Genomic DNA, 15530 nt, shown 5'->3' with positions numbered 1-15530 from the left:
TTTCCCGGGCCGCTTGCGATTATTCGTTTATCAGGCGCTCAGATGAGCTTGGCGAAGGCCACGGCCGTGTCGGACATGCGGCTGGAGAAGCCCCATTCGTTGTCGTACCAGGACAGGACGCGCACGAAGTTTCCTTCCATGACCTTCGTCTGATCGGTTGCGAAGATCGAGGAATGGCTGTCGTGGTTGAAGTCGCGGGAGACGAGCGGCTCGTCGGTGTAGCCGAGAACGCCCTTCAGCTTGCCGTTGGCGGCAGCCTTGATCGCTTCGTTAATTTCGCCGACCGTGGTGGCCTTCTTGGCGACGAACTTGAAGTCGACGACCGAGACGTTCGGGGTGGGAACGCGGATCGAGGTGCCGTCGAGCTTGCCCTTGAGGTGCGGCAGTACGAGGCCGACGGCCTTGGCAGCGCCCGTCGAGGTCGGGATCATGGAGAGAGCGGCAGCACGGGCGCGATAGAGGTCCTTGTGCATCGTGTCGAGCGTCGGCTGGTCGCCGGTATAGGAGTGGATGGTCGTCATAAAGCCGTGGTCGATGCCGACGGCGTCGTCGAGAACCTTGACGACCGGCACCAGGCAGTTGGTGGTGCAGGAGGCGTTGGAGATGACCGTGTGCTCCTTGGTGAGCTGGTCATGGTTGACGCCGTAGACGACGGTCAGGTCGGCGCCGTCGGCGGGAGCCGAGACGATGACGCGCTTGGCGCCAGCCGTCAGGTGAGCGGCAGCCTTGTCGCGGGCGGTGAAGATGCCGGTGCACTCCATGGCGATGTCGACGCCGAGTTCGCGGTGCGGCAGCGTTGCGGGATCCTTGATCGCGGTGACCTTGATCGGCTTGCCGCCACCGACGATGATCGTGTCGCCTTCGACCTTCACTTCGGCCGGAAACTTGCCGTGGATCGAGTCGTAACGCAGCAGATGGGCATTGGTCTCGACCGGGCCCAGATCGTTGATGGCGACGACTTCGATGTCGGTGCGGCCGGATTCGACGATAGCGCGGAGGACGTTACGGCCGATGCGGCCGAAACCATTGATGGCAACCTTGACTGTCATGTTCATTCACTCCCGATAGAATAGGGCCCGATAGGTTAGGCCTGGAATTGAGGAGATGGAGAGCGCCTCAAGGCGCTCTCATTAAAGCTTTGCTTCCGCGGCTGCAACGACGGCGTCGGCGGTGATGCCGAAATGCTTGTAAACGTCCTTGACGGGACCGGATGCGCCGAAGCCCTTCATGCCGACGAAAGTGCCTTCCGGACCGATAAAGGCGTCCCAGCCTTCGCGGACGGCGGCTTCGACGGCGATCTTGACCGGCGAGTTGCCGAGCACTTGCTTGCGGTAGCTTTCCGGCTGTTCGAAGAACAGTTCCGTGCAGGGAACCGATACGACGCGCACCGTCACACCCTTGGCTTCGAGGGCTGCGCGGGCGGCAACGGCGATTTCGACTTCCGAGCCGGAGGCGAAGATCGTCACCCTGGCGTCGGCATTGCCGGCGAGCGTATAAGCACCCTGTTCGCAAAGGTTCTTTTCGCTGTATTCGGTGCGGGCCGGGCTGAGGTTCTGACGCGTCAGGGCAAGGCCCGACGGGCGGTTGTGCGTCTTGACGGCGATCTGCCAGCATTCTGCCGTTTCCGTGGCGTCGGCCGGACGGAAGACCAAGAGGTTGGGGATGGCGCGCAGGCCGGCGAGCTGTTCGACCGGCTGGTGCGTCGGGCCATCTTCGCCGACGCCGATCGAGTCATGCGTCAGGACGTGGATGACGCGGATGCCCATCAGCGCAGCAAGGCGGATCGGCGGGCGGCAATAATCCGAGAAAATCAGGAAGCCGCCGCTATAGGGAATGAGGCCGCCATGCAGCGCAATGCCGTTCATGGCCGAGGCCATGCCGTGCTCGCGGATGCCCCAGTGCACGTAACGGCCGGCGAAATCCGTCGGCGTGATCGAGTGCATCTGGCTGGTTTTGGTGTTGTTCGACGGCGTCAGGTCGGCGGAACCGCCGAGCGTTTCCGGCACGAAGCCGTTGATGATCTCAAGTGCGTCTTCGGATGCCTTGCGGGTGGCAACCGTCGGCTTGGTCTCGGCGAGCTTCTTCTTATATGCGCTGATCGCAGCGTCGAAGCCTTCCGGCAAGTCGCCTGCCATGCGGCGGGAGAATTCCGCCTTAACTGGAGACTTTGCAAGGGTTTCTTCCCACGCCTTGACGACATTGTCGGAGCGGGTGCCGGCCAGGCGCCATGCATCGAGAACGTCGGAAGGAACGACGAAGGGCTCGTAGTCCCAGTTCAGCGCCTTGCGGGTGGCGGCGATTTCGTCGGCGCCGAGCGGGCTGCCGTGAACCTTGTGGCTGCCGGCCTTGTTCGGGGCGCCGAAGCCGATGACCGTCTTGCAGGCGATGAACGTTGGGCGGTCGGACTTATGGGCCTCTTCGATCGCGTTTGCGATGGCGGCCTGATCGTGACCGTCGATCTCGATCGTGTTCCAGTGAACGGCTTTGAAGCGGGCGATCTGGTCGGTCGAATCCGACAGCGAAACGGCGCCGTCGATGGTGATCGAGTTGTTGTCCCAGAAGAGGATCAGCTTGTTGAGCTTCAGGTGGCCGGCAAGCGCGATCGCCTCATGGCTGATGCCTTCCATCAGGCAGCCGTCGCCGTTGATGACGTAGGTGTAGTGGTCCTGCAGGTCCGCCCCGAACTCCTCGCGCAGCTTGCGCTCGGCGATCGCCATGCCGACGGCGTTGGCGATACCCTGGCCAAGCGGGCCGGTGGTGGTTTCGATGCCGGTCGCATGGCCGTATTCCGGGTGGCCGGCGGTCTTGGAGCCGATCTGGCGGAACTGCTTCAGATCCTCGACGGTCATGTCGGGATAGCCGGTCAAATAGAGCAGCGAATAGAGCAGCATCGAGCCGTGGCCGGCGGAAAGCACGAAGCGGTCGCGGTTCGGCCAGTGCGGCTTCTTCGGATCGAACTTCAGATATTTGGTGAACAGGACCGTCGCCACGTCAGCCATGCCCATCGGCATGCCCGGGTGGCCGGAATTCGCCTTTTCAACGGCGTCCATGGCGAGAAAACGGATCGCATTCGCCATCCGGTCGTGTTGTTCGGGAGAGGTCATGGCTTTTCCGCAAGCTCCGGAGTGTCGGGGGATGGCCTCGAGCCTCCAAGACCATCGTGTGAAAGCGGCTGAGACATACCAGTTAAGACGGCCAAGTCAATCAATGGTGGGCTGAATCCGGGTGCGCTGCGGCATTTTTTGACATTTGATCGCGCGATTGTACAAATGACAAATCTCGTGTGGCGGGCATCGGTAAAGCGCTCATCCACAGCTTAGGCCGGCCGAGAGATGACGGCATTTATTGACGGGCCGTTGGCGAGCTGCATATCCTCTTGAAATCACAGGATCGGCGCCGAGGGTCGATTCGCGGGTCCTGCACGGGAAGCGGAAGGCATGACGCCCACAGGCAAAACGATGGAAGCAGCGCTCAACGAGCTGAGGCAGGCGCTTTCGAGCCTCGAAAACGCCGTCGACATGCGCGTCGAGCGAGAGCGGGAGCAGGGCGAGATCGAGGGCGAGGTGCGGCGTGTGCATGCCGATCGCTCGCGGCTGGCGCAGGAGCTCGACCAGGCCGAATTCCGCGCCAACCGGCTGGAAGAGGTCAATCGCGAGGTATCGCGGCGGCTGGTGACGGCCATGGAAACGATCCGCGCGGTTCTGGACCGCTGATGAGAAAGAATTTGACATGGCGCAGGTGACGGTAACGATCGACGGCAAAGCCTATCGCATGGCTTGCGAGGAAGGGCAGGAGGATCACCTGACCGATCTCGCCACCCGTTTCGACCGCTATGTTGGCCATCTCAAAGGGCAGTTCGGCGAAATCGGCGATCTCAGGATCACCGTCATGGCAGGCATCATGATCATGGACGAGATTGCCGAGCTGACGCGCCGCATCGCCGGGCTGGAATCCGAGCTCGAGTCATTGCGCGGCAACCGCGATACCGTGCTGGCCGCTACCGCCCGCACCGAGGAAACTCTGGCGGCGGCGCTCGGTGAGGTTTCGAGCCGCATCCGCGGAATCACCGACAAGCTCAATGGCCGCGCACCACCCGAACTCAATTGATGTCAATTAAATAGACACGACCTGCCGTCGCCACTGGCGCGCCGATGCAAACGACCTTATATATCGCGATGCGGTCTGCGCCTCTCGACAGGAACCACAATCCCTGGGGCCATACTCGATCCAAAGGGAGCTGTCCCTGGCCAGGCCCGTGGGCCTGGACACACGGTGCCCACCTACGTTTGTAGGCGCCCAGGATCGTAAACATCCATCGGTCGTCGTGGATCGCGCCTTTTACTTTCTTTGCGGACGAGAACCCCGGTCGACGCAGCAAGTAATCTTGCCCGCCCTGAATTGGTTCGTCCCATTCCCGACATCGATCTATTGGTGCTGGTCGACCGGATAAGGTCCTTCGGCGAAGACCTCCTCGTGATAACCCTTGGAGCCGACGTCGAGCGCCAGCGGGCTTCGCCATTCACGGTTCTCGCGCAGGCACTCGAGCAGGAAGCGGAAGTCATATCGCGGCTGCCAGCCGAGTTCGCGCCTTGCGCGCTCGTTGACATAGACGCGATCGAGCGTCGGGAACATCTTCCAGCCGCGTTCGGCATAGAGAGCGCCGGCATCCGGAAAGAGCCGCTCGACGACGGCAGGCGCGTCACGCCGGAGTGCCGCGAGATCGTCCGGTGAAAAAGGCGTTGTGGCCGAGACGATGTAGCGGCCGAAGCCAATGGCCGGGGCCCTTTCGAGCGCCAGCAAATGGGCGCCGACCACATCACTGATATCAACGCGGCGATGAAGCAGTTCATTGCCCTGCGCATTTTCCGCCGAATATCTGTTGCGGATGCCGGGATCGTCATCGCTTTCGGGAAAAAAACGCGACGTCCTGAGGATGACAATGGGCAGACGGTATTTGCGGGCGAAGAGTTCGCAGACGCCTTCGGCGGCGAGTTTCGTCACGCCGTAGATGTTCCTTGCGACAGGGAGCAAGTCCTCGGTGATCCATGCTGCGGGCTCGCCTTCGGCCGGCGTCAATGCGGCACCGAAGGCGCTGGTGGTGCTGGTGAAGACGAAGCTTGAAACGCCGGCGGCGGCAGCCTCTTCGAGCAGGGTCAACGTGCCGCCGACATTGGTGTCGAGGAAATCGCGATTGCCGTGCGTCGCCACATGCGGCTTGTGCAGCGTCGCGGCATGGATGACGGCGCTGATGCCTGACATCGCCTGTCTGACGAAATCGCGGTCGCCGATCGATCCGACCCTGTCGGTGAAGGCGGAGGGCTTGAGATCGATGCCGCGCGCCCACCGGCTCTGCGCCCTCAAGCTGCGCATCAGGGCCTCGCCGAGATGGCCCGCACTTCCCGTCACCAGTATCGTCATCGAATGCTCTCCTGACCCTTTGCGGCGGACGCTATAAAGGCCGGCGTCTGGGGACAACGCATAAATTATGCATGGGAATGCAGGAAAGCTGCAGGCTCAGTCGATTGTTGTGACGAGGCGGCCGGCGCTGCCGTCGGAAAGGGTGATCCGCTCCCAGGTCACCCGCCCGGCTGCAATCGGCATCGATGCACTGCCGTTGGCGCCGGTTTCGAAGGTCAGCGACAAGAGCCTGCCCTCATGCCAGCCACGCTCCTCCAGAGATTGTTCGGTGGCGGCGATTTCAGCGGATGCGTAGGAGAAAAGCGAGCGGCCGAGAAAGACGGCGAGCGGTGCGTGCCATTCCGCCTGGCGGGGGCGGGAGGCGGACAGCAGCCGGTGGGTGACGTCACAGATCAGATGCACCGACCGGATGGAATCCTCGACCAGCCGCTTCAGCGCCGCATCGGCTGCGGCATGTCGCGGCGAGGCAAAAATCCGCTCCAGCCTGCCGGCCTGCTCCGGCGAGAGGGGAAGCTGATCGCGCTCCCAACGCGAAACGGTAGCCTGGTTGACGCCGAGGAGTTCGGCGAGATGCTGCTGCTTCATGCTGCGCAGCAGCCGCATGCGGCGTATGCCTGCTCCCGATATCGTCATCCGTTGTGTCTCCCGCATTTCTGCCAGCATAAGGTTTCAGCGAACCGGGAGGCAAGCTGATCCGATCCTATTCCGGCTGGCCTTCGAGATCGCTTTTCAGCCGGTCGAGGATCGATAGGGCATGGCCGGCATAGGCGCTGATCCAACGATCGTAAATGTGCTTGATCGGCAGGCTGTTCAGGTGGTTCCAGCGTTCGCGGCCTTCCTTCCTGGCAATGACCAGATCGGCCTCCTCCAGCACTTTCAAATGCTGCATCACTGTGCAGCGGTCCATTCCGGGAAACATCTCGCAGAGAGCGCCTGTCGTATGAGGGGCGTCCTTGAGCAAGTCAAGGATTTCGCGGCGGCGATGATGCGCCAGTGCCTTGAAAACGGGATCATCTTTTGATTCGCTTGACATGTTATATTTTTATAACATAATCGCGACAGGTGCAATGGAGTAGAGGAGGAAGTCTCATGTCCCTCAATATTCGTGTCTCGGGTCGCATCGGCCGCCCGGTGGCGGAAGTCTTCGACGCGGTCGTCAATCCCGCGAAACTGTCGAGCTACTTCACCACCGTCGGCGGAGCGAGCGCGCCGCTGGCAGAGGGTACGACAGTAACCTGGTGGAAGGATGTGCCCGTCGAGGTGATTGAGCTTGTGCCGGACAGCAAGATCGTGCTGCGTTGGGATGGTGGGGCGGACGAGGAGAAGAAGCCCTACAAAACGCTCGTGGAAATGAATTTCAAGCCGCTGGATGACGGTGGCACCATGGTGACCATCGCCGAAGACGGATGGCGTGACGATGAACCCGGCCGCCGTGGAACATACCTGAACATGGAGGGATGGACGCAAATGTTCTGCTGCATGAAGGCCTTTGTCGAATATGGCATCAATCTGCGCGACGGCATGTTCCTCAGCGAGATGCGCGGCGAACAGGCCAGGGCGCCGGAAGGTTGAGGAGAAGCGTCATGAGCGATCTGATCTGGGGCGGCGTCGATGTCGCAATGAAGGTTCCGCCGCATCAGTATGATGCAACGGTTTCGTTTTACCGGGATGTCGTGCAGCTGAAGGAAATCGAAGGGGGCGATATATCGTTCGAACTCGGACCAATCCGGCTCTGGATCGACAAGGTCCCAACTATGAGCCAAGCCGAGCTTTGGCTGGAATTCATGACGCCGGATTTCAACCGCGCTGCCGCGCATTTAGCGAGGGCCGACGTTCCACGCTGTGATCCGATCGAGAGGCTGCCGTCCGACGTTCGCGGCGGCTGGATCCTCAATCCGGCGGGTATCGTGCATCTGGTGCGGGAGGCTGGGCGCGATTGACCTCCACCTGAAGGTCGGCGCCGCCGGTGCGCTCCGCGTTTAGAATGATATAGCCGCCCGAGTGGCGGCTATATGTTTGTTGGAGGGTGGAATTTCGCTCCCAAAGCGCCAGATTAGCGACCGCGGGCGTTTAGTCGCGCACAAGGGTGCAATCGTCGCATCGCCTTTGCGCCAGACTTCGCTTGCCTGTCACGATGCCGGTGCTAGTTTCCGAATCATAGATAAATCCCAGGAGATTTCAGATGCAGCTTGGTATGGTCGGTTTGGGCCGCATGGGCAATTTCATGGTCCAGCGGCTGATGCGAGGCGGTCACGAATGCGTCGTTTATGACGCCAGGCCAGAAAGCGTTGCCGAGCTTGCCGGCCTCGGCGCGACCGGCAGCGCCTCGCTGGAGGAGTTCGTCTCGAAGCTCGCCCATCCCAGAGCGATCTGGTTGATGCTGCCGGCGGCGATCGTCGACAAGGTGCTGGCGAGCCTGGTGCCGCTGCTGCAGAACGGCGACATCGTCATCGATGGCGGCAATTCCTATTATCACGACGATATACGCCGCGGCGCCGAACTCATCACCAAGGGTATCCACTACGTCGATGTCGGCACGAGTGGCGGCGTCTTCGGTCTGGAGCGCGGCTATTGCCTGATGATCGGCGGCGAAAAGGGCATCGTTCAGCACCTGTCCCCGATCTTCGCAACACTGGCGCCCGGGCCGGGCAAGACGGAAGCTTCGCCGAACCGCAGCGCCGAAGCGGCGGCGGCCAGCACCGCCGAGCAGGGATATCTGCATTGCGGACCGCACGGCGCCGGCCATTTCGTCAAGATGGTGCATAACGGCATCGAATACGGTCTGATGGCCGCCTATGCCGAAGGTCTCAACATCCTCAAACATGCCAATATCGGCGCGGCCTCGCATGAGGCCGATGCGGAAACCGCGCCGCTCGCCCATCCCGAACATTTCCAATACGACTTCAATCTGCAGGATGTCGCGGAAGTCTGGCGCCGCGGCAGCGTCATCACCTCCTGGCTGCTCGATCTTACGGCCGATGCCCTGCATGCCGATCCAGCGCTTTCGAAATTTGCCGGCCGAGTCTCAGATAGCGGCGAAGGCCGCTGGACGATCATGGCGGCAATCGACGAAAGTGTGCCGACGCCGGTGCTGAGTGCAGCGCTCTACGGCCGCTTCTCATCGCGCGACAACGACGAATTCGCCAACAAGGTGCTCTCGGCAATGCGTGCGGGCTTCGGCGGCCACGTGGAGAAGCCGGTTCCGAAATCCTGACGGCCAAGGACTTCCGGCGTTACTCCACCCTTATGTCTTTCCTAGCCATCGGTATGGTTTTTCTACCGCTTGCTGGCGGCAATGGTCGCGAGTATCCATTGCTGAAAGGGGAAATGTCGCGGCTGCTTCCATTCGAGCGGCCGACACTCCATTGGAGGCGGTCATGGAGAGTGGCACGGCAGGTGGTCTGAAGGCCGCCCTATCGGGCATATTGGCATTCATTGTGCTTTTGGGGCTTGCTTCGCAAAGCTTTGCCCAGACGCCACCGGCGCAAACGCCGGCCACAGCCGCCCCGCCGGCGCAGGTGCGTGAGATGATGCAGCTCATGCAGACGCCCGAGGTCAAGCAGTGGATGTCGACGCAGATGGCGGCAACGGCTACGGCCGACGCGGCGGTTGAAAACCAGATGTCGGTCTTATCGGGTTTGCTGCAGCATTCCCGCCGGCATGTGTCGATGGTCTCCGATGCCGCCATGACGCTGCCCTCGCAGATCGGCAATGCATCCGCGCTGCTTTTCGGTGAAATCGCCGTCACCGGCCGGGTTCACATGGCGGCCCAGTTCCTGGCGATCTTTCTGCTCGGCGCGATCGTCGAAAGCATTGCCCGCTATGCCTTTCGCCGCCGGCGGCGCCGTCTGGCTGCAATGGCAGGCATGCATCTGGCGCCGCGCGTCATCCCGGCGCTGATCTTCGCGGCGGCGACGGTGCTCACGCTTCTCAGCCTCAGCTGGCCGCCGCTCAGCCAGAGTATCGCCATCGTCTGTGTCGTAGCGCTCATCATCCAGCGTTTTACGATCTGCCTCGGCGGCGTGCTGGTCGACCTTATCGGGCTGGCGCGCGCCGATGAAGAGCGGCAGGGCATCACCTCGCCGACCATGCCGGGGCGGGCCGCCGCGCTCTTCTGGTATCGCCGCTGCGCGATTTTCCTCATCTATTTCGCTTTCGGCTGGGCGGTGATCCAATCGATAGCGCCGCTCGGCTATACACCGAGCGCCCGGCTCCTCGTAGGTTATATCCTAGGCATCGGCCTGCTGCTGATGGCGATCGAGGCAGTCTGGTCGCGTCCCCACAAGGACGAGAGGCGCGGTCACGGAATCTCCTGGGCGCTCACCCTCTATTTCCTGCTGCTCTGGGGGCTGTGGGTCGCAGGCTTCAACGGGCTGCTCTGGCTCGGCATCTATGTGCTGCTGCTGCCACGTGTGCTTGCTGTGTCGACGCTCGCGGTGAAATCGCTGCAGCAGACCGAAGCGAGCTTCCTTGCCACGCGCCGCATCGCAACCGTGCTGCTCGACCGCGGCGTGCGGGCGCTGATCATCGCAGTGGCCGCCATCTGGCTCGGGCGGATGCTCGGCGTCGGAGCCGACACGATGGCCGCCGGTGATCGGGTGGCCGACAAGATCGCGCGCGGCATCATCGGCGGAATCGTGATCCTGCTTGCCGCCGATCTGCTCTGGCATGTGATCAAGGCCTATATCGACGGCAAGCTGCTCGATTCACCGCTTGATGGTACCGCGACGGACGAGGAGAAGGCCAAGCGCGCCCGGATACAGACGCTGCTGCCGATCTTCCGCAACATCCTCGCCGTCGTTATCGCCGTTATCGCCGTGCTGATGGTGCTGTCGGGCCTCGGCATCGAGATCGGCCCGCTGATCGCCGGCGCCGGCGTCGTCGGCGTCGCAGTCGGTTTCGGGGCGCAGACAATCGTCAAGGACGTCATCAGTGGCATGTTCTATCTCTGGGACGATGCCTTCCGTGTCGGCGAGTATATCGAAAGCGGCAGCCACAAGGGCGTGGTGGAAGCCTTCAGCCTGCGCTCGGTGAAGCTCAGGCATCATCGCGGCCCGCTGACGACGGTGCCCTTCGGCGAACTTGGCGCGGTCAAGAACCTCAACCGCGACTGGACGATCGACAAGATCATCCTCAACGTCAAATACGACACCGACCTCGTCAAGGCGAAGAAAGTGATCAAGCAGATCGGCCAGACGCTGCTCGAGAATCCGGAATTCGGTCCGCACATCATCGAGACGCTGAAGATGAAGGGTGTCGAGCAGTTCGGCGAATTTGCGATCGAGATCCGGCTGTCGATGATGACGAAGCCCGGCGAGCAGTTCGTCATCCGCCGCAATGCGCTGGCGATGATCCGCAACGCCTTCAAGGAAAATGGCATCGAATTTGCCGTGCCGACGGTGCAGGTGGCGGGCGACCGCGACGCGGAAGTGGATGCCGCCGTGGCACGCTATGCCGCGCAGGCGCGCGCCGGGAGCGAACCGGCGGCATGAGCTCCTTCACATTGCGCCGGCGGCTGCGATCAGCAGGCCGCCGATGATGGCCATGTTGCTTTTCCAGCTGTTGATGACGCTCTCACGGACAGTTCCTTGCATGTCCCAGAAATTCAGCAGCATTACGGAGGCGGCAAGCGTGAAGACGATGAGGCCGAAAGCTGCGGTGGCGATAAAGAGGCCCAGCATCAGCAGGAGACCGGCGGCAATCTGAAAAACGCTGCCGGACAGCAGCACCCATTTGGCAAAAGGCACGCCACGAGCTTCGATGGCGTCGGTCAGCGGCACGATGACGAAGAAATGTTGAATGCCGGCGGCGACGAAATAGCCGCCAAGCAGCAGCCTGCCGAGGACGAGGATCATGAACGTCGGACCATCTTCCATGTCGGATCCCTTTCTCGCTTCTCAAATCTGCACCATCGTCGCAAAGCTCGTTGCAAGCTTACGAAAATGCAATGTGCCGCCCGGGTCCGCCTGCGCAAATTCGCCCCAATTGGGGATGATGGAGGCGCAGGCGGCGGGCCTGGGGCGGCAGCGGCATTTGCTTCATTCAGCTTATATGCCTCTCATGTTACGTCTTCGAAAATGATTCCCGCAGAGCCGGAAATTGCGCAGGTACGAGATGTCGGGTCACGGCAATTTGGAAGAGATGGAAGAAACGGAGGGTTTTTCTTTCCGTGGGCTTTTCAGGCGTTACAGGACGCCGCTGACGGCGGCCGCGACACTCGTGGTCTTCTGTCTCGTCGGCTACGCGATCATGCAGCTGACCAACGAGGTGCGCTATGACGATGTGGTCGGCGCTCTGGCGGCGACCAGGCCGAGCGCGATCCTGCTTGCGCTGTTCTTCACCGCGCTGAGTTTCCTTTCACTTGTTTTCTACGATCTCAACGCCATCGACTACATCGGCAAGAAGCTGCCCTTTCCGCATGTGGCGCTGACGGCGTTCAGCGCCTATGCGGTCGGCAACACCGCCGGATTCGGCGCGCTTTCGGGCGGCGCGATCCGCTATCGCGCCTATACGCGCCTCGGGCTCTCGCCGGAGGATATCGGCCGGATCATCGCCTTCGTCACGCTCTCCTTCGGATTGGGGCTTGCCGGGGTCGCGGCAATCGCTCTCATCATCATCGCCGACCAGATCGGGCCGCTCATCGGCATCAGCGCCTTCCTTCTCCGGCTGATCGCCGGCTCGATCCTCGCCGTTCTCGGCGCGGTGCTGATCATCGGCCGTGACGGCCGTGTGCTCGATCTCGGTGTGGTGGCGGTCCGCCTGCCGGATTCGCGCACCTGGTCGCGGCAGTTCCTCGTCACCGCCTTCGATATCGCTGCATCGGCCTCCGTGCTCTACGTGCTGCTGCCGCAGACGGCGATCGGCTGGCCGGTCTTTCTTGCCGTCTATGCGATTGCCGTCGGTCTCGGCGTGCTGAGCCACGTCCCAGCCGGACTCGGCGTGTTCGAGACGGTCATCATCGCTTCGCTCGGCAGCGCGGTAAACATCGACGCCGTGCTCGGGTCGCTGGTGCTCTATCGGCTGATTTATCATGTGCTGCCGCTCTTGATCGCCGTGCTCGCTGTCTCGGTGACGGAACTGCGCCGTTTCGTGGATCATCCGGCTGCCTCCAGCGTGCGGCGCATCGGCGGACGGCTGATGCCGCAGCTGTTGTCGGCCTTGGCGCTGCTGCTCGGCGTCATGCTGGTGTTTTCGAGCGTCACGCCGACGCCGGACCAGAACCTGGAATTTCTCTCCAACTATCTGCCGCTGCCGATGGTCGAAGGGGCGCACTTCCTTTCCAGCCTGCTCGGGCTGGCGCTGGTGGTCGCGGCGCGCGGCCTCGGCCAGCGGCTGGACGGCGCATGGTTGGTTGCCGTGTTCTCGGCCGTCGCGGCGCTGACCTTGTCGCTTCTAAAGGCGATCGCGCTCGTCGAAGCGGCCTTTCTCGCCTTCCTCGTTTTCGGGCTTTTCGTCAGCCGCCGGCTCTTCACCCGCCACGCGTCGCTGCTCAACCAGGCGATGACGACGTCATGGCTGATGGCTATCGCCGTCATCGTCGTCGGCGCCGTCGTCATCCTGCTTTTCGTCTATCGCGACGTCGAATACAGCAACCAACTCTGGTGGCAGTTCGAATTCACCGCCGAGGCGCCGCGTGGATTGCGCGCCTTGCTCGGTATCACCATCATCTCCTCGGCAATCGCCATTTTCAGCCTGCTCCGGCCGGCGGCTTTCCGGCCGGAACCGGCGAGCGAAGAGGCGCTGGCGCGCGCCGTCGAAATCGTCGGGAAGCAGGGCAGTGCGGACGCCAATCTGGTGCGCATGGGCGACAAGAGCATCATGTTCTCGGAAAAAGGTGACGGCTTCATCATGTACGGCCGGCAGGGCCGTTCATGGATCGCTTTGTTCGACCCGGTTGGCGATCACCGCGCCGTGCAGGAACTCGTCTGGCGCTTCGTCGAAGCGGCGCGTGCCGCCGGCTGCCGTGCCGTCTTCTACCAGATCTCGCCGGCGCTGCTCTCCCATTGCGCCGATGCCGGGCTTCGCGCCTTCAAGCTCGGCGAACTGGCGGTGGCGGATCTCAGAACCTTCGAAATGAAGGGCGGCAAATGGGCGAACCTTCGCCAAACTGCGAGCCGCGCCCAGCGGGACGGGCTGGAATTCGCGGTCGTCGAACCTGAAGATGTGGGCGGGATCATCGACGATCTCGCTGCCGTTTCGATGGCCTGGCTCGAACATCACAATGCCAAGGAAAAAGGTTTCTCGCTTGGCTCGTTCGATCCCGACTACGTTACTTCGCAACCTGTCGGCATCCTGAAGAAGGACGGCAAGATCGTCGCCTTCGCCAATATCCTCGTCACCGACTCCAAGGAGGAGGGTACGATCGATCTCATGCGTTTCTCGCCGGACGCGCCCAAGGGGGCGATGGACTTTCTCTTCGTGCAGATCATGGAATATCTGCGTAGCCAGGGTTTCACCCATTTCAATCTCGGCATGGCGCCTCTCTCCGGCATGTCGAAACGCGAGGCGGCGCCCGTCTGGGACCGCATCGGCAGCACCGTCTTCGAACACGGCGAGCGCTTTTATAACTTCAAGGGCCTTCGGGCATTCAAATCCAAGTTTCATCCGCACTGGCAACCGCGCTATCTTGCGGTCTCCGGAGGGGGCAATCCGATGATCGCGTTGATGGACGCGACATTTCTCATCGGCGGCGGATTGAAAGGGGTAGTGAGAAAATGATCAGAACAATCCTTCTTGCCACGGCGTGCATCTGCATGCTCGCGGCGGCACCGGCTGATGCCGCGGAGGAAACCACGCAGAGCTTCGAAACCGGGCTGATTCCGTCGCCGCACGTCTTCCTGCCGGAAGGCGAGGTGAAGGGCACGGTGATGCTGATCTCGGATGCCGCCGGCTGGGGCGACTTTGAGAAGGCCGAGGCCGACAGGCTGGTCTCCGAAGGTGCCGTCGTCATCGGCGTCGACTTTCCCTCCTACATCCAAGCGCTCAACCGCTACGACGTAAGCCTCAACGACGGCTGCGTCTACATGGTCTCAGACATCGAGTCTCTGAGCCAGCAGGTGCAGCGCGCGACCGGCAACAATGCCTATCACCTGCCGATCGTCGCCGGCATCGGTGAGGGTGGTGCCTTGGCGCTGGCGATCGCAGCGCAAACGCCGGATGCGACGATCGGCCAGACGCTTGCGGTCGATCCGAAGGCCGGCATCCCGCTTTCCAAGGAGCTTTGTACACCAGCTTCCAAGCAGGTGGTCGGCGAACGCACGGTTTATGGTCTCAGCGACGGGCCCCTGCCGGACCCTGTCATATCGATTTTCACACCCACGGCCGACAAGGACGGCAGGGCGCATGCCGAGGCGCTGAAGAAGGCCCATCCGGAGATCGAGATCCGCGATTCCACCGACGATGCGCAAACGGCATTTGCCGATACGCTCGACGATCTCGTCACCGCCTCCGGCGCTTTCGGCAATCCGCTCGGTCTGCCACTGGCGGTGCTCGAGGCGACGCCCGCTTTCGATACGATGGCGGTGATCTATTCCGGCGACGGCGGCTGGCGCGATATCGACAAGGAGGTCGGCGGCACGCTTCAGAAGGAAGGCATCCCCGTCGTCGGCGTTGACTCGCTGCATTATTTCTGGTCGGAGCGCAAGCCGGAGGAGACGGCGAGCGATCTCTCGAAGATCATTGATTTCTACCGCAAGCAGTGGAAAGTGAAGCACGTACTGCTAGTCGGCTATTCCTTCGGCGCCGACGTCGTGCCTGCCACCTATCAGCTTCTCAAGCCGACCGAAAAGTCCGCGGTGGTGCAGTTGTCGCTGTTGTCGCTGTCGCATCAAGTCGACTACGTCATCTCCGTGCTGGGCTGGCTCGGCCAAAAGACGGAAGGGGCGGGAGGCGATCCCGTCGCCGATCTGAAAAATATCGATCCGAAGCTCGTGCAGTGCATTTACGGCAAGGATGATGATGACGATGTCGCCTGTCCGGCGGTGCGGGATAGCGGCGCCGAAGTCGTCGAACTGCCAGGCGATCATCACTTCGACGAGAATTACGACATCCTCACGAAGACGATCATCGACGGGCTGAAAAAGCGGCTTCAACATTAGAGCCTTTCCGGGTTG

The 15530-nt window shown here is 62.0% G+C and carries 14 protein-coding genes and 1 other RNA gene; 9 read left to right on the top strand and 6 right to left on the bottom strand.

The features are described 5' to 3' along the window. Positions 1 to 38 precede the first annotated feature (38 nt). Both gap and tkt read right to left on the bottom strand, forming a co-directional pair. The gene (gap, locus tag GA0061105_RS16530; protein ID WP_064694487.1) at positions 39 to 1049 is read right to left on the bottom strand and encodes a type I glyceraldehyde-3-phosphate dehydrogenase; all 1011 of its coding nucleotides are present in this window, start codon (positions 1047 to 1049) and stop codon (positions 39 to 41) included. A gap of 81 nt (positions 1050 to 1130) precedes the next feature. Continuing rightward, positions 1131 to 3104 (bottom strand): transketolase, encoded by a 1974-nt coding sequence (tkt, locus tag GA0061105_RS16525; RefSeq protein WP_064694395.1) that lies wholly within the window; start codon positions 3102 to 3104, stop codon positions 1131 to 1133. Between the two features lie 333 nt (positions 3105 to 3437). On the opposite strand from tkt, the gene GA0061105_RS16520 reads away from it, so the two are divergent. The 3 genes from GA0061105_RS16520 (at position 3438) to ssrS (ending at position 4335) form a co-directional block, all read left to right on the top strand. After that, a complete protein-coding gene (locus GA0061105_RS16520) occupies positions 3438 to 3713 on the top strand; it encodes a DUF4164 domain-containing protein (RefSeq protein ID WP_064694396.1) in 276 nt (91 codons plus the stop codon). A gap of 16 nt (positions 3714 to 3729) precedes the next feature. After that, positions 3730 to 4107: a cell division protein ZapA gene (locus GA0061105_RS16515; RefSeq protein WP_064694397.1), complete on the top strand. Its 378-nt coding sequence runs from the start codon at positions 3730 to 3732 to the stop codon at positions 4105 to 4107. Between the two features lie 69 nt (positions 4108 to 4176). Then, a non-coding RNA gene (gene ssrS / locus GA0061105_RS16510) (6S RNA) lies at positions 4177 to 4335 on the top strand. Between the two features lie 90 nt (positions 4336 to 4425). Here the strand turns inward: ssrS and GA0061105_RS16505 are convergent. The 3 genes from GA0061105_RS16505 to GA0061105_RS16495 form a co-directional block, all read right to left on the bottom strand. Beyond that, entirely contained in the window at positions 4426 to 5418 is a 993-nt protein-coding gene (locus GA0061105_RS16505) for an NAD-dependent epimerase/dehydratase family protein (RefSeq protein WP_092751563.1), read from the bottom strand. 96 nt (positions 5419 to 5514) lie between these two features. Next, the gene (locus tag GA0061105_RS16500; protein WP_092751561.1) at positions 5515 to 6051 is read right to left on the bottom strand and encodes a helix-turn-helix domain-containing protein; all 537 of its coding nucleotides are present in this window, start codon (positions 6049 to 6051) and stop codon (positions 5515 to 5517) included. A gap of 67 nt (positions 6052 to 6118) precedes the next feature. Further along, positions 6119 to 6451, bottom strand: a complete 333-nt coding sequence (locus GA0061105_RS16495; protein ID WP_064694400.1) for an ArsR/SmtB family transcription factor — start codon at positions 6449 to 6451, stop codon at positions 6119 to 6121. Positions 6452 to 6507: 56 nt separating this feature from the next. Here GA0061105_RS16495 and GA0061105_RS16490 point away from each other — a divergent pair, with 56 nt between their 5' ends. The 4 genes from GA0061105_RS16490 (at position 6508) to GA0061105_RS16475 (ending at position 10910) form a co-directional block, all read left to right on the top strand. Next, on the top strand, positions 6508 to 6990 hold the full coding sequence (locus GA0061105_RS16490) for an SRPBCC domain-containing protein (RefSeq protein WP_092751559.1): 483 nt from the start codon (positions 6508 to 6510) through the stop codon (positions 6988 to 6990). Between the two features lie 11 nt (positions 6991 to 7001). Further along, on the top strand, positions 7002 to 7358 hold the full coding sequence (locus GA0061105_RS16485) for a hypothetical protein (protein WP_092751557.1): 357 nt from the start codon (positions 7002 to 7004) through the stop codon (positions 7356 to 7358). A 242-nt stretch (positions 7359 to 7600) separates the two neighbouring features. Next, a complete protein-coding gene (gene gnd, locus GA0061105_RS16480; protein WP_064694403.1) occupies positions 7601 to 8632 on the top strand; it encodes a phosphogluconate dehydrogenase (NAD(+)-dependent, decarboxylating) in 1032 nt (343 codons plus the stop codon). Positions 8633 to 8795: 163 nt separating this feature from the next. Further along, positions 8796 to 10910 carry a mechanosensitive ion channel family protein gene (locus tag GA0061105_RS16475; protein WP_092751555.1) on the top strand — a complete coding sequence of 705 codons (2115 nt, stop codon included), beginning with the start codon at positions 8796 to 8798 and terminating at the stop codon, positions 10908 to 10910. A gap of 6 nt (positions 10911 to 10916) precedes the next feature. Here the strand turns inward: GA0061105_RS16475 and GA0061105_RS16470 are convergent, their stop codons facing one another. Next, on the bottom strand, positions 10917 to 11294 hold the full coding sequence (locus GA0061105_RS16470; protein WP_064694405.1) for a DoxX family membrane protein: 378 nt from the start codon (positions 11292 to 11294) through the stop codon (positions 10917 to 10919). Between the two features lie 238 nt (positions 11295 to 11532). On the opposite strand from GA0061105_RS16470, the gene mprF reads away from it, so the two are divergent. Next, entirely contained in the window at positions 11533 to 14136 is a 2604-nt protein-coding gene (gene mprF / locus GA0061105_RS16465) for a bifunctional lysylphosphatidylglycerol flippase/synthetase MprF (protein ID WP_092751553.1), read from the top strand. Then, positions 14133 to 15515 carry a virulence factor family protein gene (locus tag GA0061105_RS16460; RefSeq protein WP_092751551.1) on the top strand — a complete coding sequence of 461 codons (1383 nt, stop codon included), beginning with the start codon at positions 14133 to 14135 and terminating at the stop codon, positions 15513 to 15515. Before mprF ends, GA0061105_RS16460 begins: the two co-directional genes overlap by 4 nt. Positions 15516 to 15530 lie beyond the last annotated feature (15 nt).

Origin of the sequence: Rhizobium aethiopicum (assembly GCF_900094625.1) — a bacterium.
GTDB lineage: Bacteria > Pseudomonadota > Alphaproteobacteria > Rhizobiales > Rhizobiaceae > Rhizobium > Rhizobium aethiopicum.
The sequence above is the reverse complement of the archived record's forward strand: the minus strand, read 5'-3'. Positions and strand labels throughout refer to the sequence as shown.